The sequence below is a fragment of the [Clostridium] citroniae WAL-17108 genome, assembly GCF_000233455.1.
Classification (GTDB): domain Bacteria; phylum Bacillota; class Clostridia; order Lachnospirales; family Lachnospiraceae; genus Enterocloster; species Enterocloster citroniae.
In genome coordinates this window covers 103,791-125,775 of sequence record NZ_JH376422.1, presented here as the reverse complement: position 1 = coordinate 125,775, position 21,985 = coordinate 103,791, and the positions used below count along the sequence as shown (strand labels likewise).

Genomic DNA, 21,985 nt, shown 5'->3' with positions numbered 1-21,985 from the left:
ATGGTGCAGCCGGAAATCTGGCTGCACCATCTCAATATGTAGACAAAATAGGAATTAAACAGACTGATTGGGACTTGCCTCCCCATTTGCGCCGATCACTATGTCAGGGGCGCCGGTAAGATTTACATTGCGTGTCACTTTGGCATCATATGTATCGGCTTTCATGATCTCAGCCAGATCCACGCCCGTGGTCTCTTTCATGGACTCAAACAGCTTTGCCATAACAACGGGGACATTACCGGCGATGGAGCCAACACCGCTTTCAGAGTCGCTGCCGCCTCCTCCGATGATCGTGATCTTGTCGATCTGTGAAAGGGGTTCAGCAATTCTTCCTGCAATTTCAGGAAGCACCTGGATCATCATCTCGGCCATGGCTGCCTTGTTGTACTTCTGGTAAGCCTCGGCCTTTTTCTCCATACCTTCTGCCTCAGCCAATGCCTTGGCCCGGATGGCCGTAGCCTCGGCTTCGCCCTTGGCCCGGATACCTTCCGCCTCTTGGACCATGGCATACTTCTGTGCTTCCGCAATGGCTTTTTGCGCTTCCGCATCCTTTTCGCGCTCATACTGTTCCGCATCGGCCTGGGCTTTTTTGGCCAGTGCTTCCTGCTCCTGCTCGTATTTCTTGGCCTCCGCCTCACGCTGGCGTTTGGTCAGTCCGGCCGCGGCAGCCTGCTCAATGGCATATCTGTCAGCGTCCGCCTTTTTGTTGATCTCGGCCTCCAGCGCCTGCTGCTGGACTAATACCTCCTGCTTGCGCAGTTCGGCCTCACGCTCAGCCCTGGCAATCTGTGCATTGACCGTGGCGGTCTGGATCGTTTTTTGCTGTTCCTGTTTCTGGATCTCGTAAGCAGCGTCCGCCTCCGCTTTCTTGGTGTCGGATGCTTTCTGAAGTTCGGCTTTCTTGATGGCCAGTTCATTGTTCTTCTGGGCGATCTCCGTCTCGGCGATCACCCTGGCATCATTGGCTGCATTGTCGGCCGCAGCCTGGGCAATGGCAATATCCCTTTCCGCTTCGGCTTTTGCAATGGATGCGTCCTTACGGATCTTGGAAGTGTTGTCCATACCAAGGTCCTGGATCAGTCCGTGCTCATCCGTTACATTCTGGATGTTACAGGAGAGGATATCAATTCCCAGCTTTTCCATGTCCTTGGAGGCCTTGATCATTACCTGGTCTGAGAAGGAATCACGGTCCGTGTTAATGGCCCGCAGGGTAAGTGTGCCGATGATCTCACGCATATTGCCCTGAAGGGAGTCCTGAAGGTCCGATGCGATCTTGGCAGGCTCCTTGTTGAGGAAGTTCCTCATGGCCAGCTTCATACGTTCACCATCATCCGCAACCCTTACTTTGGCAACCGCATCCACCATAACATTGATGAAGTCGTTAGTAGGGATATACTCATCCGTTTTGATATCCACGGTGATCTGCCCCAGATACAGTTTATCCATCTGCTCAAAAAAAGGTATCTTGATACCTGCCCGGCCGATGAGCACGCGGGGCTGTTTGCGAAGGCCGGATATGATATAGGCGTGGTCCGGCGGAGCTTTTACGTACCCCTGGGTAATAATGAGGATAACAAGAATGATGGGGACAATAAAGCCCAAAGCAGTGATGATAAAATCTAAATCAAACATAAGGACTCCTTTCTGATAAAAAAGTATAAAGATTTTGTTAAAGCTATTGTACCATATGTTGGAAATGGTGCAAATATTATTCAGAAATTCGACAGAAATCGACAGGAAAAATTTAGAATAGACTGAAAAAAATCGGGTAAAAATGGAGAATTGGAACGGTGAAAAAGATTGTTATAAAAAAGATTGTATATTGACAAGTACAATTTTATATGTTACCATAAAATATATACAAAATTATTTTGATATACCAAAAATTTTTAGGCACAATACAAAGGACAGGATGATAGGACATACCAACGTTCATACGTCTCCCGGATGTGCAGGGCGTTCCGGCGGAACTTTCCGGCATAAGATGCCACGGGGCATGACGGGCGCGGACACCAGTTTTTAAGGGAGATTGAATTGTTTACATATTAGTTCATTGGATTGAGGTGCGATATGAGAGTTGTAATTGGCAATGTTCGTTTGCTACACCGCAAGCGAGAGATTTTTAAAAAGTCAGAAATGATTATACAGGGACATTTTGGCGGGAGCAACCCATAAGGTTGCTCCCGCCTTAACTTTGTATAATTTTTCACAATACACTCTCCCAATGATCGGGAGAACCTGCGATGAGGGAGCCGTCAAACGGACTGCAGCCGTTTGCCAGGCCAGCAACGCAACGCTTAAACAAATGGAAAACAAAAGCGGGCTAAGGAAGGTCCACGGTCAAATGGATCGTGGAAAAGTGAGGAGGTAAAGTTATGGGTGAAAACACGCATACATGCTGCTGTGACCACAGTGAGGAAGCGCTGTTAAAACGGATTGGTGAACTGGCGGCAGAGTACAAGGGCAAGGAAGGAAGCCTGATCCAGGTCCTTCATATGGCGCAGGGAATTTATGGGTATCTGCCTTTGGAAGTACAGAAGGTGATTGCGGACGCGCTGGACGTTCCGCTGGCAGAGGTATCGGGAGTAGTGACATTCTACTCTTTCTTCTCCACACAGCCCAGAGGAGAGCACACCATACGTGTCTGTCTGGGAACCGCCTGTTACGTGCGGGGCGGCAAAAAAATCGTGGAACGGATAAAGGATCTGCTGGATGTGGAGATCGGAGAGACAACGGCCGACAGGAAGTTCACCTTTGAGGTGGCGCGCTGTATCGGAGCCTGTGGTCTGGCACCGGCCATGTCCATTGACGACCAGGTTTACAAGCAGGTAAACCCCGACAAACTGGAGCAGATCCTGGAACGTTACTATGAAGAGGAGGGAGAGCAGTGATGGAAGTGAGAGAGCAGGAAGATCTGTTAAGAATAAAAGAAGAATATCTCAGGCAGCAGCTGTCTTACAGACGCCAGGTGCTGGTATGCGGAGGCGCGGGCTGCATTTCCTCCAACTGCGGGGAAGTAAGGGATGCACTGGTCAAGGCGGTGGATGCATATCACCTGTCCCATGAAGTGAAGGTGACAGTGACCGGATGTATGGGCACTTGCGCCATGGGACCTGTGATCCTGGTGGAACCGGAAGGCATTTTCTATACAAAGATGAATCCGGAAAAAGCAGAGCAGGTGGTTGCTAGGCATCTTCTGAAGGATGAGATCTGCGAGGAATTTACATATTTTGACGAGGAATCGGGGAACTACGTTCCAAAGATGGAGGATATAGAGTTTTTCCAGGGCCAGGTGCGCATCGCCCTGAGAAACTGCGGTCATATGGAATATGCTTCCCTGGAAGCATACATATCCAGAGATGGATATGCTGCAATGGCCAAGGCGCTGTCCGGCATGACACCCCAGGAAGTGGTGGATGAGATGAAGGCCTCGGGGCTTCGGGGCAGAGGCGGAGCTGGTTTCCCAACCGGTGTAAAGTGGGAAGCAGGGCTTAAGGCTGTTTCTGAGGACGGCCGGAAATTCATGGTCTGTAATGCGGACGAGGGCGATCCCGGAGCATTTATGGACAGAAGTATTCTGGAAGGAGATCCCCACAGCATTATTGAAGGCATGATGCTGGGCGGATACGCCATCGGGGCCTCCAAAGGATATGTATATGTCCGTGCCGAGTACCCGATCGCGGTGGAACGCCTTGGCAATGCCATTGACCAGGCCAGGAAAGCCGGAATTCTGGGTGAGCATATATTTGGCAGCGATTTCTCCTTTGACCTGGAGATCCGTATCGGTGCAGGAGCGTTTGTCTGCGGCGAGGAGACTTCTCTCCTGGCATCCATCGAGGGCAGGAGAGGCGAGCCCAGGCAGAAACCGCCCTTCCCCTTTGAAAAGGGTCTGTTTGAAAGTCCCACCATCATCAATAACGTGGAGACGCTGGCCAATGTGGCCCCCATTATCCTCAACGGTTCCGGGTGGTACCATGGGATCGGCACTGAGAAAAGCGCTGGTACAAAGGTGTTTGCCCTGGCAGGAGATATTGTCAATGCGGGTATTATCGAGGTTCCCATGGGAACCGTGCTGGGTGACATTATTTATAAGATCGGCGGCGGGATCATTGGCGGCAAGAAGTTTAAGGCCATCCAGTCCGGCGGGCCTTCCGGAGGATGCCTGACCAAAGAACACCTGAATACCTCAGTGGACTATGAATCCCTGTCCAAATTGGGGGCCATCATGGGATCCGGCGGACTGATCGTCATGAATGAGGACACCTGTATGGTGGATACGGCCAGGTATTTTATGGACTTTATCTGTGACGAGTCCTGCGGAAAATGCCTCCCCTGCCGTAATGGCACCAGGCGGATGCTGGAGATCCTGGAGCGCATTACAGAGGGCAAGGGAGAACCGGGAGACCTGGAGCTTTTGGAGGAACTGGCAGAAACCATCAAGCAGACGGCCATGTGCGGCCTGGGCCAGACCGCCCCCAACCCGGTGCTCTCCACCCTTAAATATTTCCGAAGTGAATATGAGTCCCATATTTACGAAAAACACTGTACCGCTGGTGTATGCGCGGAACTTCAGTCATCGCCCTGCCGCAACGCCTGCCCTGCCAATGTATTTATACCCGGCTATATGTCCATGCTGGCAGCCGGAAGGATCGAGGATGCTTACCGCCTGATCCGCCAGGATAACCCCTTCCCCGCAGTGTGCGGACGTGTATGTACCCATCCATGTGAGGACCACTGCCGCCGTTCCCAGGTAGATGAGGCGCTGTCCATCTGTTCCGTGAAACGGTTTATCGGGGATTATGCCCTGCGGGATGAGTATGCCATTCCTATGATTGAGCCAAGGCCCGCCACCGGATTACGCATATCCATTATCGGAGCAGGCCCTTCCGGTCTCTCCTGTGCATATTTTCTGGCTAATATGGGGCATGAGGTCCATGTATATGAGGCGGAATCCGTGGCAGGAGGCGTGCTCTACTGGGGAATCCCTGAATACCGACTTCCCAAGGCAGTGCTCCAGAAAGAGATCCGCGCCATTGAGATGAGCGGTGTGAAAATCCACCTGAACACAAAGGTTGGTACGGATATCTCCTTTGAAGATATGAAAAAGCAGTCCGATGCAATCTATATCGCGGCAGGAACCCAGGTTTCCAGGCTGCTGGATGTGCCGGGAGAGGACTTAAAGGGCGTGGAAAGCGGCCTTGGATTCCTTAAGCGGATCGGACTGAAACAGGATATGAGCGTTCCTAATAAGCTGGTGGTGATCGGCGGCGGAAGCACGGCCATGGATGTGGCCAGGACCGCGGTCCGTCTGGGTGCATCAGAGGTAACCGTTATCTACCGCAGATCTGAGAAGGAAATGCCCGCAGGCGGGGAGGAGATCGTGGAGGCCAGGGAAGAGGGTGTGAAGATCATCACCATGGCATCTCCTGTGGAATTCCTGGGAGCGGACAAAAAGGTGACCGGTATTCACCTGGTACGCAGAAAGGAGACGGATTACGGCAGTGACGGACGCAGACGCACGGCGCATATCCCGGATTCTGATTTCTTCCTGGAGTGCGATGGCGTGGTGACGGCCATTAACCAGGATGTGGACCATCAGGCATACAGGACCACCAATGTGGAAGTGAAGAAGAACGGAAAGCTGGCCATTGACCGTTTCACCGGAGCGACCGGCGAGGAAGGCGTATTTGCAGGAGGCGATGTGAGCCCCTGGGGAGCCAATGTGGTGATCCAAGCCATTGCGGACGGTAAAAAGGCGGCTGTGAAGATCGACCAGTACCTGGGCGGACAGGGCGAACTGAATCAGGGTGAGCAGTTTACCATTCCCGAGATTGATATAGAAGTAAATGAACCTCATAACCGGTTCCAGACCAGATGCCTGTCTCCGGAGGAGAGAAAAGACAACTTCATGGAAGTAAACTGCGGGTTCCATAAACTGGATGCCATGGGCGAGGCGCTGAGATGTCTGCACTGTGACCGCAGATAGACGGGATGCCAACTGATCGTAACAAGGAGGAGATAATCGTATGATACATATAACAATCAACGGAAAACCGGTGGAGGCAGCGGAGGGCTCTACCATTATGGAAGCAGCAGAGTCCGTGGGTATCAAGGTTCCCAGTCTCTGCCATATGAAGAACGTTCACCAGTACGGTTCCTGCCGTATCTGCGTGGTGGAAGTGGAAGGCATGAGGAACCTGCAGGCATCCTGTATGGCAAAGGTGCGGGAGGGGATGGTTATCAGGACCCATTCGCCTAAAGTGCTGGAGGCCAGAAAGGTGCTCTATGAACTGCTTCTCTCCAACCATCCCAAGGACTGCCTAAACTGCGGGCGCAATACCAACTGTGAACTTCAGGACCTGGGATATGAGCTGGGAGTGACAGAGAGCCGTTTTGAGGGAGCAATGACAAAACCCCTGGTGGACATTTCCCCGTCCATCACAAGGGATACCAGCAAATGTATCCTGTGCCGCCGCTGTGTGACTGTCTGTAAGGAGATCCAGAAGGTGGGAGCGATCCAGGCGCAGAACAGGGGATTTGACACAGTGGTCAGCCCGGCTATGGGCCTTCCTCTCAATTCCACGGCCTGTGCCATGTGCGGCCAGTGTACGGTGGTCTGTCCCACGGGAGCGCTGAAGGAAACGGACGGCCTTACCCCGGTATGGCGGGCGCTTGCTGATCCCGGCAAGCGCGTGGTGGTCCAGGTGGCCCCGGCTGTGCGTGCTGCCCTGGGAGAGGAGTTCGGCCTTCCTGTGGGAACACCTGTCACCGGTAAAATGGCCACGGCTCTCCATGAGATCGGATTTGATGACGTGTTCGACACTTTGTTTTCAGCTGACCTGACCATCCTGGAGGAGGGAACGGAGCTGCTGGGACGCCTTAACGCAGTGCTGAAGGGGGATGACAACAAGGAGGGGCCAACTGCCCTTCCCATGATCACCAGCTGTTCCCCGGGCTGGATCAAACACATTGAACATCAGTTCCCGGAGGAGCTGGACCACCTGTCCACCTGTAAGAGTCCCCACACCATGCTGGGAGCGGTTGTAAAGTCATTTTATGCAGAGCGCACCGGCACGGATCCCAAGGACATGTTCGTTGTATCCGTGATGCCCTGTACGGCAAAGAAATATGAGATCCAGCGCCCGGAGATGGAAGTGGACGGACGCCGTGATGTGGATGCGGTCCTGACCACCAGGGAACTGGCCAGGATGATCAAAAAGGCGGGATTGGATTTTGTGAATCTGCCGGAAGGTGAGTTTGATTCCCCACTGGGGCTGGGAACAGGAGCCGCCGACATTTTCGGTGTGACCGGCGGCGTTATGGAGGCAGCGCTGCGCACCGTATATGAAGTGGTGACAGGCAGGGAACTGCCCTTTGAAAAGCTGCATGTGACACCTATTGTAGGTCTGGACCAGGTAAAAACAGCATCCATTACCATAGAAGAACCTCTTCCCGTCTATGGGCACCTGAACGGGGTAACGGTAAATGTGGCTGTGACCAGCGGTCTGGAGGGAGCTTCCAAGCTTATGGAGGAAGTGGCGGCAGGTACTTCGCCCTATCACTTTATCGAAGTCATGGGATGCCCGGGAGGATGTATCAACGGCGGAGGACAGCCGCGTTGTACGGAGGAAAATTACCGTGAAAAGCGTTCAAAGGCCCTTTACAGCGAGGATGAACGCAAGGTGCTGCGCAAATCCCATGAGAACCCGGACCTGATGAAGCTCTATAACGAGTACCTGGGAGAGCCCAACGGGCATTTGTCCCACCATCTGCTCCACACCCACTATGTGAGGCGAGGGAAATATAACCAGCTGGTCAAATAAACAGGGGACATAGAATACAGGATAAAATAGAAGACAAAGCAAAACAGCGGATGCAGGGGCAAGCCTGCAGTCCGCTGTTTTGTATATAAAAATGCTTGCAAAAAACCTTAGTAATCCCCAACCTCAATGGCAATATTGGGCTTTTCATTGACGATCTTTTTATTGATGGTCCTCTTTACATAAGTGGTGTGGAGCAGGTGATGGGCCCTCTCGCTTCCAGGCTCGCCCAGGTAAGTTGAGTAGAGTTCCTTAATGGCAGGATTCTCATGGGACTTACGGATTGGGTTAGCGGAATCAATATTGTAGAGAACCTTTGCGCGCAGGCCGCGGATATCAGTGGTGTTGCGCACATATCCCGGCTGCTGGGGCTGTCCGCCGCCGTTGACACAGCCGCCGGGGCATCCCATGATCTCAATAAAGTGATAATCGGCTTCGCCGGATTTCACCTTTTCAAGCAGTTCTTTTGCATTGCCAAGGCCGGAGGCCACGGCAACCTTTACATCCATACCGGCTACGTTGTAGGTAGCTTCCTTGATTCCCTTTGTACCGCGGACTTCCTCGAAATCCAGTTTGGGCAGTTCTTCGCCGGTCAGTGTTTCCACAGCGGTTCTCAGTGCCGCCTCCATAACGCCGCCGGTTGCGCCAAAGATAACGGCAGCGCCGGTGCCAAGGCCCAATGGGTCGTCAAACTTCTCGTCCGGAAGGTCTAAGAACCTGATGCCGGACTTCTTGATCATGCGCGCCAGCTCCCTGGTGGTAATGGAAATGTCCACATCCGGTACGCCGTTGGCATCCTGGTCGTCACGGCCGATCTCAAACTTCTTGGCAGTACATGGCATTACACTGACACTTACGATATTTTTGGGGTCAATGCCTGCCTTCTCAGCATAGTAGGATTTGGCAATGGCGCCAAACATCTGCTGAGGAGACTTGCAGGAAGAAAGGTTCTCGGTCATATCCGGGAAGTAGTGCTCACAGTATTTAACCCAGCCCGGTGAACAGGAGGTAATAAGAGGAAGCACGCCGCCGTTCTGTACGCGGTCCAGGAATTCATGGGCCTCTTCCATAATGGTCAGGTCAGCGGAGAAGTTGGTGTCAAATACCTTGTCAAAGCCAAGACGGCGCAGTGCAGCTGCCATCTTGCCCTCCACGTCCGTGCCGATGGGCAGTCCGAATTCCTCGCCCAGTCCCGCACGCACGGCAGGAGCTGTCTGCACAATGACATGTTTGGCGGGATCTGCAATGGCTGCAAATACGTCACCGGTGTAATCTTTCTCAGTCAGAGCTCCGGTAGGACATACGGCAATACACTGTCCGCAGGATACACAGGAGGTTTCTCCCAGACCCATCTCAAAGGCGGAGCCGATATCAGTTGCAAACCCGCGATGGTTAGCGCCGATCACGCCAATACCCTGTATGTTGTCACATACAGCCACACAGCGGCGGCACAGGATACATTTGCTGTTGTCGCGGATCATGTGGGCAGCGGAGTAGTCGATCTCAGACGGCGTCTTTTCCCCGTCATAATAAGCCTCGTCCTCAACGCCCAGCTCATGAGCCAGTTCCTGAAGCTCGCAGTGTCCGCTGCGGACACAGGATAAACAGGAGCGGTTGTGGTTGGATAACAGAAGCTGAAGTGTCTTCTTTCTGGAATCCAGAACCTTTGGTGTATTGGTGAATACTTCCATGCCTTCCTCAATTGGATACACACAGGAAGTTACCAGTTTTCCATTCTTTAATTCTACAATACAGATACGGCAGGCACCGATTTCGTTGATCTCTTTTAAGAAACACAGAGTAGGGATCTCGATATGTGCCAGTCTTGCTGCCTCCAGGATAGTGGTACCCTTGGGAGCGGTGACTGCAATGCCGTTGATTTTAAGATTAATTGTCTCCATCGTCTATTCCCTCCCTTATTATTTCTTGTAGATTGCGCCGAACTTACATTTCTCCATACAAGCGCCGCACTTGATACACTTGTTAAGGTCAATGACGTGCGGATTCTTAACGCTTCCGACAATTGCACCTGCAGGACAGGTACGTGCGCACAGGGTACATCCACGGCACTTGTCGCGGTCAATGACATAAGACAGAAGAGCCTTACATACTCCGGCCGGACAGCGTTTTTCCTTGATATGTGCCTCGTACTCGTCACGGAAGAAATGAAGGGTGGACAGTACAGGGTTGGGAGCGGTCTGGCCCAGACCACACAGGGAGTTGGCTTTTACGTAGTGGCAGAGTTCTTCCAGTTTGTCCAGGTCGGCCATCTCGGCTGTTCCCTTGGTGATCTTTTCCAGAATCTCCAGCATACGCTTGGTGCCGATACGGCAGGCAGTACACTTGCCGCAGGATTCTTCCACGGTAAATTCCAGGAAGAACTTGGCGATATCCACCATACAGTCATCCTCATCCATGACAATGAGTCCGCCGGAACCCATCATGGAGCCGATGGAGAGCAGGTTATCATAGTCAATAGGGATATCGAAGTGCTCAGCAGGGATACATCCGCCGGAAGGTCCGCCGGTCTGTGCTGCCTTGAACTTCTTGCCGTTTGGAATGCCGCCGCCGATCTCGTCAATAACGGTGCGCAGTGTGGTTCCCATGGGAACTTCCACAAGACCGGTGTTGTTGATCTTGCCGCCCAGGGCAAATACTTTGGTGCCTTTTGATTTCTCGGTGCCCATGGAAGCAAACCACTCAGGTCCATTGAGGATGATCTGAGGAATGTTTGCGTAAGTCTCAACGTTGTTTAAGATACTTGGCTTGCCGAACAGACCCTTCTGTGCAGGGAAGGGAGGTCTTGGCCTTGGTTCGCCGCGCTTGCCCTCGATGGAGGTCATAAGAGCGGTTTCCTCGCCGCAGACAAATGCTCCTGCGCCCAGACGGATGTCCACATCAAAATCAAATCCGGTTCCGAAAATGTTCTTGCCAAGGAGTTCCATCTCACGGGCCTGGTTGATGGCAATCTTCAAACGCTCCACGGCGATGGGGTACTCGGCACGCACATAGACATAACCCTGGTTGGATCCGATGGCATAGCCTGCAATGGCCATGGCCTCAAGCAGTGCATGGGGATCGCCTTCCAGAACGGAACGGTCCATGAATGCGCCTGGATCGCCCTCGTCCGCGTTACAACAGACATACTTCTGGTCCGCATCATTCTGCTTACACAGTTTCCACTTTAATCCTGTGGGGAAGCCTGCGCCGCCGCGGCCGCGAAGACCTGCGTCAAGCAGGGTCTGGATCACATCATCCGGGGTCATCTCTGTTAAAACCTTGCCAAGGGCCTGGTATCCGCCGGTGCCGATGTACTCCTCGATATTCTCAGGGTTGATAACACCACAGTTGCGCAGGGCAATGCGGTGCTGTTTCTTATAGAAATCAGTGTCGCTTAAAGCCTTGATGCCGCCGCTTGGGCTGATGGTCTCCTGGTAAAGGAGGCGTGTTACCACACGGCCCTTTAACAGGTGCTCGGCAACGATCTCGGGAATGTCTTCCGGCTGGACCATGGAATAGAAGGTGGCATCCGGATATACGATCATAATGGGACCTAAGGCGCAAAGACCGTGGCAACCAGTTTCAACCACTGCCACTTCTTCCTCCAGTCCCTGTTTTTTAATTTCATTCTGCAGGGCTTCCATGATCTTTGGACTTCCAGAGGAAGTACAGCCGGTACCACCGCAGACTAACACGTGTGAACGATACATGGTACTTTCCTCCTTTATTATTTAAGACCTGCAGCGCCCATGGTGTACTTCTCAACCGGATGTCCACCGATTAAGTGGCGCTCCATCACCTCAAGGGCCTTGTCAGGGTTCATTTTAACATATGTAACTTTTTCTTTGCCTGGCTCCATCACTTCCACGATGGGCTCATACTGGCATAAGCCGATACAGCCTGTCTGTGTGACGGAAATCTTATTAGTCAGTCCTCTGGACTGAACTTCCTGTGCCAGTGTATTCAGAACCGGTCTTGCGCCTGCTGCGATACCGCAGGTAGCCATGCCTACTACCACACGTGTATGGCTGTGATCCTCAGCACGCAGGTTAACCTGGCTCTGCATTTTCTCTCTGATTGCCTGTAATTCAGCAAGAGTTTTCATGCGATTATCCTCCTTGATTTTGAGCACTTACCTTGTTATGAACGGGTGTCCGGCTTAAAGCTGGGCGCCTCCGTCCGTTTCCTGTTGATTCTCCCTCAGAAATTCCATTATGTAAGCAGATATCTCCGGGCTGTTTAAGGGGATCCCGCCAAGAATCTCCCGCATTTCCCGGGTATCCAGTGTGAATGATGCATCATTATACGCGTATGTATAGACGAAGTCCGTGTCAGGATGATACACGATCAGATTGTGTATAGTGGCGTTCATGTCGCCAAGGGGCATCCTGTCAATGTGGGACAGTCCGAAGACTGCTGTCACGGTGGTTCCCTTACCTGGTTCCGATTCAATATGGAAGCTGCCGCCAGTACTTTCCGCGGCATATTTGAAAAATGGAATCCCAAGTCCTACTTTTCTTGTGGTCCTGGTGGTAAAGAAAGGATCCGTTACATGGGCAACCTGTTCAGCCGTCATCCCGCAGCCGTCATCCGCTATGACAATGGTCAGCTTGTCATGGACCGTGTCAGCTGTCACGGAAATGGAAACCAGAGAGGCGCCTGCCCGTGTGGAATTCTCCGATACATCCAGTACATTCAGGGAAATCTCTGTCATCATAGGCTTAATTGTACTTCGCTAAGATGCCGGGTATATCGTCAACCGTAAGTCTTCCGTATACCTCGCCATTGATCATCATGACGGGAGCAAGTCCGCAGGCACCGACACATCGACAGGAATCCAGGGAGAATTTGCCATCTGCTGTACATTCACCATTGGTGATGCCCAGCAATTCTTCCAGTTTGTTGAAGATGTCACCGGAACCTTTAACGTAACATGCCGTACCGAGACAGACAGATACCTTGTACTTGCCCTTTGGTTGTAACGCAAACTGGGCATAAAATGTGGATACTCCGTAGACTTTTTCCAGCGGAATACCCATTTCGTCAGATATCATGGTCTGCACTTCGATAGGAAGATAACCATAAATGTCCTGGGCCTTCTGCATTACCGGCATCAGCGCGCCAGGCTGGTCCTTAAGCTCGGCTATCACTGCTTTCAGTTCAGCCTCCTGCTCAGGTGTCCCCGCAAAGGGAACGGTTTGTTTTTTGCAAGCCATCTTTTTATTACCTCCTCACTAGTTGTACATTGTGCAATGTATCAATATTTTATCATGAAACCCTGAAAAAATCTACCTTTAATGTGAAAATTCTAACGATGAAAAACATGTGAAAAACCGGAAATGTATTGAAAATCAACAAAATGGATGGTATGCTATATTGTATTAAATTGTGTACAATTGCTTTTGGCTAATAAAATCAAATATGTAAGTACTTTCTCAATGAAAAAACCGAAAACGTAACCATCAGCCCATGTGAGTGGGGATCAAACGCACTCCGGGCGTGGAACATTAAATTTTTAATGAGGAGAGACAGGGTATGACGGTAAGGGATGCAAGGGACATTTTAGGCGCCAGGGTACTGGTGGGGGAAGAATTTCTGGACAGGGAAGTGAAGTCAGCCTGCGGTTCGGATATGATGAGCGATGTGCTGGCATTTTCCAAGGACCATTCCATCCTGCTCACAGGATTATGTAATCCCCAGGTGATCAGGACAGCGGAGATGTTAGACATTGTATGTTTGATATTTGTGAGAGGCAAGAAGCCGGATGAGTCAATGCTTGAGATGGCAAGGGAGCGTGATCTGATCGTCATGGCCACGGGGCACCGTATGTTTTCAGCCTGCGGAATGCTCTATGAGGCCGGTCTGCACAGCGGTGCAATCTAAATTAAAATGAACGAAGGGAACCGATTATGGAGGACGCAATTGTTTTAACATATGACATATCAGCTGATGACTTTACCAGGGCAGGTGAGGCAAGCAGTGATGTGAAACGGAAATTAAAGCAGATGGGTGTTGACCCTGAGGCTATCCGAAAGGTGGCCATTGCTATGTATGAGGGTGAGATCAACATGGTGATCCATGCCAGCGGGGGGCTGATCACGGTGGAGATCACACCGCAGCAGATCAAGATGATACTGGCGGACGTGGGGCCCGGCATCCCGGATGTGGAGCTGGCCATGCAGGCCGGTTATTCCACTGCTCCGGATGAGATCCGGTCCCTGGGCTTTGGTGCGGGCATGGGCCTTCCCAACATGAAGAAATATTCAGATAACATGGAGATCAACACCAAACTGGGAGAGGGAACCACCATCACCATGACGGTGAAGATATAAGGAAAGATAGAAGCAAAGATAGAAGCAAGGGAGCGTTTTGATATGGATAAATTTTATCATTCTGTGAGGCTGGATGAGTCCCTGTGCAAGGGATGCATCAACTGCATCAAGCGCTGCCCCACAGAGGCCATACGCGTGCGGGGCGGTAAGGCCAGCATCAATAACAAGTTCTGTATTGACTGCGGTGAGTGCATCAGGGTCTGTCCCCATCACGCCAAGCATGCTACCTATGATAAGATGGATGTGATGAAGCAGTACGAATACACGGTGGCCCTTCCGGCTCCGTCCCTGTACAGCCAGTTTAATAATCTGGATGATGTGAATATTGTGCTCAACGCCCTGGTGCGCATGGGCTTTGACGATGTGTTTGAGGTCAGCGCCGCAGCGGAGCTGGTAAGCGAGGCCACCAGGCAGTACATATCGGACCATGAGGAGCAGCTGCCTTTTATCAGCACGGCTTGTCCTTCTGTGGTTCGTCTCATCCGGGTACGGTTTCCAAACCTGATCCCCCACCTGCTGCCCCTGAACCCTCCGGTGGAGGTGGCTGCTATTCTGGCTGCGGAAAAGGCCATGAAGGATACAGGGCTTCCAAGGGAGAAGATTGGAATCATGTTCATTTCCCCGTGTCCCTCCAAGGTGACCTATGTGAAGGCGCCCCTTGGAACGGAGAAAAGCCAGGTGGACCATGTGCTGGCCATCAAGGATGTGTATCCCAAGCTGCTGGCCTGCATGAAGGCCGTGGTGGCGGAGGATTACCCTGTTATCGGCACCTCGGGCAAGATCGGTATCAGCTGGGGACACAGCGGGGGAGAGGCCAGCGGCCTGTTTACTGAGAATTACCTGGCAGCGGACGGAATAGAGAATGTGATACGGGTGCTGGAGGACATGGAGGACCAGAAGTTCACCAACCTGCGGTTTGTGGAGCTGAACGCCTGTAACGGCGGCTGCGTGGGCGGGGTACTGACGGTTGAGAATCCCTATGTGGCTGAGGTAAAGCTGAAACGCCTGCGCAAATATATGCCCGTGGCCAGAAGCCATATGCATGACAGCGAGGAGCGCCTGATCAAATGGACCACAGGTGTGGAGTACGAGCCTGTCTTTAACCTGGGCAACAACATGATGGAGAGTTTTTCCAGGCTGAACCAGGTGGAGCGTCTGATGAAGAAGTTCCCGGGACTGGACTGCGGTTCCTGCGGGGCACCCACCTGCAAGGCGCTGGCTGAGGACATTGTAAGGGGAAATGCAAATGAGACCGACTGCGTTTACTACTTGCGTGAAAACCTTCACAAGCTGTCTGAGGAGGTGTCGGTATTGGCAGATGACCTGCACAATGGAGACAAAGGCGGGCAGGAGACTCTGCGTATTCTCAAGGAGTATATACAGAGGATTTCCGATGAGATGTCGCTGCTGGATAAGAAGGATGAAGAGGAGGAGGAACTGTGACAGTACAGGGACTGATTGATAAGGGATTATTTGATGTGGTAAACAAAGGGGATGGGCTGGACCGGGAGATCACCACCCCGTTCTGCTGCGATCTTTTAAGCATTGCCATGGGCCGGGCGCCTTCCGGCTGCGCCTGGGTGACGGTGATGGGCAACATGAATACGCTGGCCGTGGCTGCGCTGACCGATGCGGCCTGTGTGATCCTGGCAGAGGGTGCGGTCCTGGATGAGGTGGCCAAAAAGAAGGCGGTGGACCAGGAAATCACGGTTCTGTCCACAGAGATGCCCATATTTGAGGCAGCCCTTAAGATACATGGGCTGCTGCAGGGATGAACCTGGCCTATGACCTCCATATCCATTCCTGTCTGTCACCCTGCGGGGATGATGATATGACCCCTGCCAATATTGCGGGTATGGCGGCCCTTAAGGGACTGGAGGCCATTGCCCTCACCGACCATAATACCTGCCGCAACTGCCCTGCTTTTCTGGCTGCCGCGGCTGAGTACGGGATCCTTGCAGTGCCGGGGATGGAGATCAACACCTCGGAGGAGGTCCACGCAGTGTGCCTGTTTCCTTCGCTGGAGTCAGCCCTGGATTTTGATGCCTATGTGTACGCAAAGCTGATCAAGTTCCCCAATAATGAAACTATTTTTGGAAAACAGCAGATCTATGATGACCAGGACCACGTATGGGGCACTGAACCCAACCTGCTGATCAATGCAACGGAGATCTCCTTTGACGGCCTGTGGGAACTGGTCCGGTCCTATGGCGGCGTGATGTTCCCGGCGCATGTGGATAAGACGGCCAACAGTCTGATCGCAAACCTGGGTTTTATTCCTCCGGACAGCAAGTTTACCACAGCTGAGGTAAAGGACCTGAAAAAGCTGCACCAGCTGAAACAGGACCATCCGTATCTGGACCACTGCCGTATTATCAGTAATTCGGATGCGCATTATCTGGAGCATATTAATGAACCGGAACTGACATTGCAGGTAAAGGAAAAGACCCCGCAGGGGATTATCGATGCCCTTCTTTTAAACACCTAAGATTATTTGGACAAAAATACCAACTCCTTGTCTATATTCCATAAAAATATGGGGCGGGGAGTTTTTTGCGGATCCATATCCTCAGCGTACAGGGTGCGTGTGTGCACTTGGTCTCTTAGGGTAAGTTTATACTTGACAACACAAAGCAGGAATGTTATGATAAATCCATACAAGGTACAAAATTTTGAACATTGGTTTGTGCCAAAGGGGTGGAAGGTTTATGAAGCAGGATGCCAATCAGGTTTTATATCAGAAAAAGGGTGTTACCATCAGCAAGCTGGCTATGGATCTGCTGTCCAAGGATGTGGGAGACCGCATTGCCCCTATTTCCTATTACCAGGAGGAATTTCAGGTGTCCAGGGGAACCATGCAGAATGCCTTTAACTACCTGAAGGACATGGGCGCTGTCACTCTGGCCCATCACGGACATCAGGGAACGTACATTGAGGCCCTTGACTACATAAAGCTTCAGGAAAGCTGTCTGCAGAGGGAGATCATGGGCATTATGCCCCTTCCCTATTCCCAGACCTATGAAGGGTTTGCCACAGCCATCTATGAACAGTTTAAGCGCCTTAAGTTTAACATGGCGTATGCAAGAGGGGCGGTAGGCAGGATCCAGATGGTGGAATCAGGCACATACCAGTTTGCAGTGGTATCCCAGTATGCAGCGGAACATGCCATCTCCTGTGGAAGGGAGATCGAGTGCCTGATGAACTTTGGGGCGGGCAGTTTCCTGTCAAAGCACATTCTTTTGCTCAGGGACAAGTCTGCCGAGGGGATCATGGACGGCATGAAGGTGGCCTATGACGAGGATTCCCTGGACCAGAGCAAGATCACACAGAACCTGACTAAGAATAAGAAGGTCCGGCTGGTGAATCTGAGAACCCAGCAGACGATCTCCGCGCTTTTGGACGGGACCATTGACGCAGGCGTGTGGAACTATGATGATATGATCGAGAATCACCGCCTGGATGATCTGAAGATCGTATTCCTGGCAGAGAATGAATATAATAACCTGTTCTCCACCGCGGTGATGGTGATCAGAAAAGGGAATGATTACCTGGCCGAACTGCTGAGAAAGAATATCAGTGTGGAGATGACTTTAAAGATTCTGGGAGAGGTAAGGGAAGGTATCAGGCAGCCCTATTTCTAGCATTTCACTGCGAGTGTTTTGGTGAATATAAAAGAGCGCCGCTGACGCTCTTTCATATATGACGTAAAGTACAAAAAAATGTATATTGGAGGGTGGAAGAAAGATGGATTTAAAAGAAACACTGTACTTCAGGGTGTCAATTCTGGAAGACAACCAGGTGATCAGCCAGAAAGTTGCAGCATATACAAGGCAGATGATCGATATGGTCCTGGAACAGAAACCGGATGTTCTCCAGGACAGGGCGGAGATGTTTTTTACACACCTGGCCATGGCAGGTAAACGGGCAGAGGAGGGAACAGAGGAAAATCCCATGGACGCGGCTATATTTGAGGCAGTAAAGCTGGAACCGGTGTTTGAGGACGCGGTGAAGCTGAGGGATGAGATGCTTTTATATACCGATATTCAATTCCCGGAAACAGAAAGAGACTTTCTTTCCGTTCATTTATGCAATCTCTTAAGCCGGTGATGCAGAGGTGAAGGAAATGAGTGAGACACAAGAATAGGAGGGTAAATGATGATGAAGATTGTTGTAGGAGGACAGATCGATAAGGAAGAGATTGCTTCCCTGATCGAAAAACAGCTGGGTGAAAAGGCTGTGGTAACTGTAAAAGGTGATCTGGATGCAACCATGGGTATGAAGACAGGACAGTATGATTATTATGTGGGAGCATGTAATACCGGGGGCGGCGGTGCCCTTGCCATGGCGCTGGCCATTCTTGGGAAGGCCAAGTGTGCCACCGTATCCATGCCAGGCCAGATCAGAAGCGATGAGGAGATCGAAGCTGAGGTAAGGGACGGGAAGGTTGCCTTTGGCTTCACTGCACAGCACAAGGATGCTGTTGTGCCGGTACTGTTAAACGCAATGGTTAAGAAAGAAGAGGGGACATTATGAAATATATAGTGATTGCTTTGATCGGAGCGCTTGCATCCGTTTTATCAAATCAGGGTATTGCCGTATTTAACGATGGATTCAGACCCATCGTGGGCCAGTATTTTAATAAGGAAATCTCAAGAAAAGAACTGGCGGCCATGAGCTTTGCCATCAGCTTCGGGCTGGTGATCGGATTTGGTATCCCCACATCCATTGCAGCCAGCATCATATTGATCCACTGTCTCCTGCTGACAACGGATATGATCGGATCGTTCTGTCCCGATACAAAGACCGGTATGGTCCTGTCAGCAGCCATTGGCGCGGTGTACGGGCTTGCGATCCTTGCAGGACTTGAGTTTATCGTAAACCTGTTTTCCATGATGCCCTACAACTTTACCAATGATCTGGGCAGTGTTTCAGGTTATGTGACGGTCGGATTTGCAGTGTTCCCGGCAGTGGGAGTTGCATATCAGCATGGTTTCAAAAAAGGCATGATCACGGGACTGGCAACCGTACTGATCTATTATCTGATTAAAAAGTTTGGCGTGTTTACCATCAGCAGCAAATCGGTGGCGCTGAATGCAGAAGGTATGGCAATGCTGGCAGGTATGCTGCTGATGATCTTCTACGCGGCGCAGAAAAAAGGAACAGAGAAGAATAATGAAGCACTCACCCTGGGGTTTGAGGGAAATGTTTCACGTATCCGCAAGAACTGGCTTATCCTTGCGGTGATGGGTGGTCTGATCGCAGCCGGAACAAGTATGTCCATGATTGCAGGCGACCCGGCTTCCCTGGCCCTTTTGGCAGAGGGAGAGTATACCAATGCGGCGCTGACAGCACTGGCAAGGGCGATCGGTTTCATTCCCTTGGTATTTACAACAGCCATTGTAACCGGTGTTTACGGTGCGGCCGGCTGTACCTTTGTGTTTGTGGCAGGTCTTTTTCTTCACGGAAACCCACTCTTTGCATTTGTGGCGGGCGTTGTGATCATGGTGGTTGAGATTGCCCTGATCGACTTGTTTGCAAAGGGAATGGACCGATTTCCGGGAGTTAAGGACATGGGTGAGTATGTGCGTACATCAATGAACAAGGTGCTGGAGGTCGCCCTGTTATCAGGCGGTATTGTGGCGGCTGAGAAGATGTCCGCATCCGCATCCGGGTACACGGGGATCGGAGCGCTGTTTGTGATCGGCGCCTTCCTGCTGAATAAGAAAGCCAAGAAACCCATTGTAGATCTGGCTGTAGGACCTGTGGCATGTATTATTTTTGGTGTCCTGCTGAACCTTCTCCTTGTGATCGGGCTGATAAAGGTTAGGATGAAAATGGATAAAAGGATTGAGACATACGCTAAGAAGTCTTTCCTGGGGCTGAAAAACCCGTATGGGTCCGTAACCGCTGTCTACCCCTGTGTTATCGACCGGGTGGCAGCGGCCCAGGCAGAACATGGGGACGCGTATTATATGGGGATCAAAGATACGCCCATAATCCCGGACAGCCTGATAAAAAGGCTGGAGGAAGGCGGTTTCTTAAAGCATACCCGGGATCTTATGTCCCTGGGAGGAAGGGCTGTGGACTTAAGGCTTGTAAATCCCCTGACCGGCCGGTGGATGACCGGTTCCAGCAGCGGAACGGCGCTTAACGTGTTCTATGGGATCAATGACCTGGGAGTGGGCACAGACGGGGGCGGCTCCGTGCTGGCGCCTGCAGCTGCACTGAATCTGTACGGATTCATTTCCCCGCTCATAGAAGAGGAACATATGAAGCAGTATAAAAGGCTGTCCACTGACCGGATTCCGTTCTCGCCCTCTGTGGGCTTGATCGCAAGGGAGTGGAGTGTGCTCATAGGAGCAGTGGATACGGTTTTGGATTTGAAATGTGAGTTAAGGGGCAGCAGGGCCGGCATTGAATATAACAGAAGAAACATGGAACTGGTAACAGAGACAGTTCCATGTAATGAGGACATCTACGGTTCCCGGGAAAAACTCATATCCTATCTTCGGGAACATGTTGTAAGGGGTAAAATGCTGGTTTCAGAAGAGGGACCGGTGGATGTACAGGGGATGGGGGATTCTGTTTTCGGACATTTTGATGAGATGACAGGGGAGCGGCAGCGTCTGGCAGGAAAAGGCCTGATGCGGATCGTCAATATGTGCGGGAAAAGCGCGGTGGCCGTGCCCGGGCGAAGACTGGGGATGACGACCCTCCTGATCTGTGAGAGCCATCCCCAGGACATCGGCGCAATGTTAAGGGCGGCAGAGAATCACTGCTGTGAGAGAAGTGAACTGGTGGACAGGTATTTCCTGAACCTGGATATGTATTTTTAGATATATATGTTAAGAAAAATTGAAATGTGTTATGGACACGGGATCAATGCTCCTGGGGAGATTGGAGAAAAATGAAGCTGATAGATGGTTATACGCTGATGCATGAGCATGTGACAATTGATTTGTCAGGTGTAAAAAAGGATGAGGACTGCAGGCTGGACTGCTTTGAGGAGACGGTAAAAGAGTTTAAAAGCCTGTACGGATATGGAGTTAGAAATATTCTGGAAGTGACAAACCTGGGAATGGGCAGGAATGTGGAGTATATCAAAAGGGTATCTGAGCAGACGGGGATCAACATTATTGTATCCACCGGGTTTTATAAGGAGCCGTTCCTGCCGGACTGTGTGTACGGCAAGCCGGCGGAGGAACTGGCTCAGCTGATGGAACGGGAACTGACCCAGGGGATTGATAGGTCATGGGAGCCTGTGCCCGGTGATACCGGTATGTGCGCGTCCGTAATCGGGGAGTTTGGAACCAGTAAACAGCAGATGACGGATATGGAGAAAAAAGTATTTGACGCCATGGCAGCGGCAGCGGTCAAGACAGGCGTGCCGGTAACCACCCATACCACCCTGGGGACCATGGGGGCAGAGCAGGCGGATTATCTGATGGAACGCGGAGTAAAGCCCGAGAAGATCATCATCGGACATATGGATCTGTCACAGAACATAGAAACCATACTCTCGGTTTTGAGAAGGGGAGTCAATGTGGGATTTGACACGGTGGGGAAACTGAATTACTGTCCGGATACCTTCCGGGCAGAGGCGCTGAAGCGGATTCATGAGGAGGGAATGCTTTCCCAGGTGGTGCTTTCCATGGATATCACAAGAAAGTCCCATCTAAAGTACAGGGGAGGGATCGGATATGCGTACATGTTCCAGTCATTCCTTCCCCTGCTGTCAGAAAGCGGCTTTACACAGGCACAGATCGATATGCTCTTAAGGGAGAATCCGAGGAGGATCCTTTTGGGAGCCGGATGCTAAGTGCTCATAACGAG

General features: G+C 51.5%; 19 protein-coding genes. 13 read left to right on the top strand and 6 right to left on the bottom strand.

Annotated features, from left to right (window positions below):
- Nucleotides 1-54: 54 nt before the first annotated feature.
- Nucleotides 55-1,632 (bottom strand): SPFH domain-containing protein, encoded by a 1,578-nt coding sequence (locus tag HMPREF9469_RS13715; protein ID WP_007862875.1) that lies wholly within the window; start codon nt 1,630-1,632, stop codon nt 55-57.
- 743 nt (nt 1,633-2,375) lie between these two features.
- On the opposite strand from HMPREF9469_RS13715, the gene HMPREF9469_RS13710 reads away from it, so the two are divergent.
- The 3 genes from HMPREF9469_RS13710 to HMPREF9469_RS13700 are packed head-to-tail and all read left to right on the top strand — an operon-like array spanning nt 2,376 to nt 7,823.
- On the top strand, nt 2,376-2,891 hold the full coding sequence (locus HMPREF9469_RS13710; RefSeq protein ID WP_007862874.1) for an NADH-quinone oxidoreductase subunit NuoE family protein: 516 nt from the start codon (nt 2,376-2,378) through the stop codon (nt 2,889-2,891).
- The gene (locus tag HMPREF9469_RS13705) at nt 2,891-5,986 is read left to right on the top strand and encodes an NADH-ubiquinone oxidoreductase-F iron-sulfur binding region domain-containing protein (protein WP_007862873.1); all 3,096 of its coding nucleotides are present in this window, start codon (nt 2,891-2,893) and stop codon (nt 5,984-5,986) included. The genes HMPREF9469_RS13710 and HMPREF9469_RS13705 overlap by 1 nt, the downstream gene beginning before the upstream one ends.
- Before the next feature lie 40 nt (nt 5,987-6,026).
- The gene (locus HMPREF9469_RS13700; protein ID WP_007862872.1) at nt 6,027-7,823 is read left to right on the top strand and encodes an NADH-dependent [FeFe] hydrogenase, group A6; all 1,797 of its coding nucleotides are present in this window, start codon (nt 6,027-6,029) and stop codon (nt 7,821-7,823) included.
- A 107-nt stretch (nt 7,824-7,930) separates the two neighbouring features.
- On the opposite strand, the gene HMPREF9469_RS13695 is transcribed toward HMPREF9469_RS13700, so the two are convergent.
- The 5 genes from HMPREF9469_RS13695 to HMPREF9469_RS13675 are packed head-to-tail and all read right to left on the bottom strand — an operon-like array spanning nt 7,931 to nt 13,036.
- Nucleotides 7,931-9,721: an NADH-dependent [FeFe] hydrogenase, group A6 gene (locus tag HMPREF9469_RS13695; RefSeq protein ID WP_007862869.1), complete on the bottom strand. Its 1,791-nt coding sequence runs from the start codon at nt 9,719-9,721 to the stop codon at nt 7,931-7,933.
- An 18-nt stretch (nt 9,722-9,739) separates the two neighbouring features.
- Nucleotides 9,740-11,530 carry an NADH-quinone oxidoreductase subunit NuoF gene (gene nuoF, locus HMPREF9469_RS13690; RefSeq protein WP_007862867.1) on the bottom strand — a complete coding sequence of 597 codons (1,791 nt, stop codon included), beginning with the start codon at nt 11,528-11,530 and terminating at the stop codon, nt 9,740-9,742.
- A gap of 17 nt (nt 11,531-11,547) precedes the next feature.
- Nucleotides 11,548-11,925: a (2Fe-2S) ferredoxin domain-containing protein gene (locus HMPREF9469_RS13685; RefSeq protein WP_007862865.1), complete on the bottom strand. Its 378-nt coding sequence runs from the start codon at nt 11,923-11,925 to the stop codon at nt 11,548-11,550.
- A gap of 54 nt (nt 11,926-11,979) precedes the next feature.
- Entirely contained in the window at nt 11,980-12,537 is a 558-nt protein-coding gene (locus tag HMPREF9469_RS13680; protein ID WP_007862864.1) for an ATP-binding protein, read from the bottom strand.
- A 4-nt stretch (nt 12,538-12,541) separates the two neighbouring features.
- Nucleotides 12,542-13,036, bottom strand: coding sequence for an NADH-quinone oxidoreductase subunit NuoE family protein (locus HMPREF9469_RS13675; RefSeq protein WP_007862861.1), 495 nt, complete (start codon nt 13,034-13,036; stop codon nt 12,542-12,544).
- A 319-nt stretch (nt 13,037-13,355) separates the two neighbouring features.
- Between HMPREF9469_RS13675 and HMPREF9469_RS13670 the strand changes: the two genes are divergently transcribed.
- The 10 genes from HMPREF9469_RS13670 to HMPREF9469_RS13625 all read left to right on the top strand — a co-directional run bounded on the left by HMPREF9469_RS13670 (nt 13,356) and on the right by HMPREF9469_RS13625 (nt 21,971).
- On the top strand, nt 13,356-13,703 hold the full coding sequence (locus tag HMPREF9469_RS13670; RefSeq protein ID WP_007862860.1) for a DRTGG domain-containing protein: 348 nt from the start codon (nt 13,356-13,358) through the stop codon (nt 13,701-13,703).
- 26 nt (nt 13,704-13,729) lie between these two features.
- Nucleotides 13,730-14,152, top strand: a complete 423-nt coding sequence (locus HMPREF9469_RS13665) for an ATP-binding protein (RefSeq protein WP_007862858.1) — start codon at nt 13,730-13,732, stop codon at nt 14,150-14,152.
- 42 nt (nt 14,153-14,194) lie between these two features.
- Nucleotides 14,195-15,595: a [Fe-Fe] hydrogenase large subunit C-terminal domain-containing protein gene (locus HMPREF9469_RS13660; protein ID WP_007862856.1), complete on the top strand. Its 1,401-nt coding sequence runs from the start codon at nt 14,195-14,197 to the stop codon at nt 15,593-15,595.
- The gene (locus HMPREF9469_RS13655; RefSeq protein ID WP_007862852.1) at nt 15,592-15,927 is read left to right on the top strand and encodes a hypothetical protein; all 336 of its coding nucleotides are present in this window, start codon (nt 15,592-15,594) and stop codon (nt 15,925-15,927) included. Before HMPREF9469_RS13660 ends, HMPREF9469_RS13655 begins: the two co-directional genes overlap by 4 nt.
- A complete protein-coding gene (locus tag HMPREF9469_RS13650) occupies nt 15,924-16,640 on the top strand; it encodes a PHP domain-containing protein (RefSeq protein WP_007862850.1) in 717 nt (238 codons plus the stop codon). Before HMPREF9469_RS13655 ends, HMPREF9469_RS13650 begins: the two co-directional genes overlap by 4 nt.
- Nucleotides 16,641-16,860: 220 nt before the next feature.
- A complete protein-coding gene (gene yhfZ, locus HMPREF9469_RS13645; RefSeq protein WP_007862848.1) occupies nt 16,861-17,793 on the top strand; it encodes a GntR family transcriptional regulator YhfZ in 933 nt (310 codons plus the stop codon).
- Between the two features lie 103 nt (nt 17,794-17,896).
- Complete coding sequence (locus HMPREF9469_RS13640) at nt 17,897-18,259, top strand: PRD domain-containing protein (protein ID WP_007862846.1); 363 nt, start codon at nt 17,897-17,899, stop codon at nt 18,257-18,259.
- 45 nt (nt 18,260-18,304) lie between these two features.
- A complete protein-coding gene (locus HMPREF9469_RS13635; protein ID WP_242827920.1) occupies nt 18,305-18,685 on the top strand; it encodes a DUF2620 domain-containing protein in 381 nt (126 codons plus the stop codon).
- Nucleotides 18,682-20,988 carry a YhfT family protein gene (locus HMPREF9469_RS32045; RefSeq protein ID WP_007862842.1) on the top strand — a complete coding sequence of 769 codons (2,307 nt, stop codon included), beginning with the start codon at nt 18,682-18,684 and terminating at the stop codon, nt 20,986-20,988. The genes HMPREF9469_RS13635 and HMPREF9469_RS32045 overlap by 4 nt, the downstream gene beginning before the upstream one ends.
- Before the next feature lie 71 nt (nt 20,989-21,059).
- On the top strand, nt 21,060-21,971 hold the full coding sequence (locus HMPREF9469_RS13625) for a phosphotriesterase family protein (protein WP_007862841.1): 912 nt from the start codon (nt 21,060-21,062) through the stop codon (nt 21,969-21,971).
- Nucleotides 21,972-21,985 lie beyond the last annotated feature (14 nt).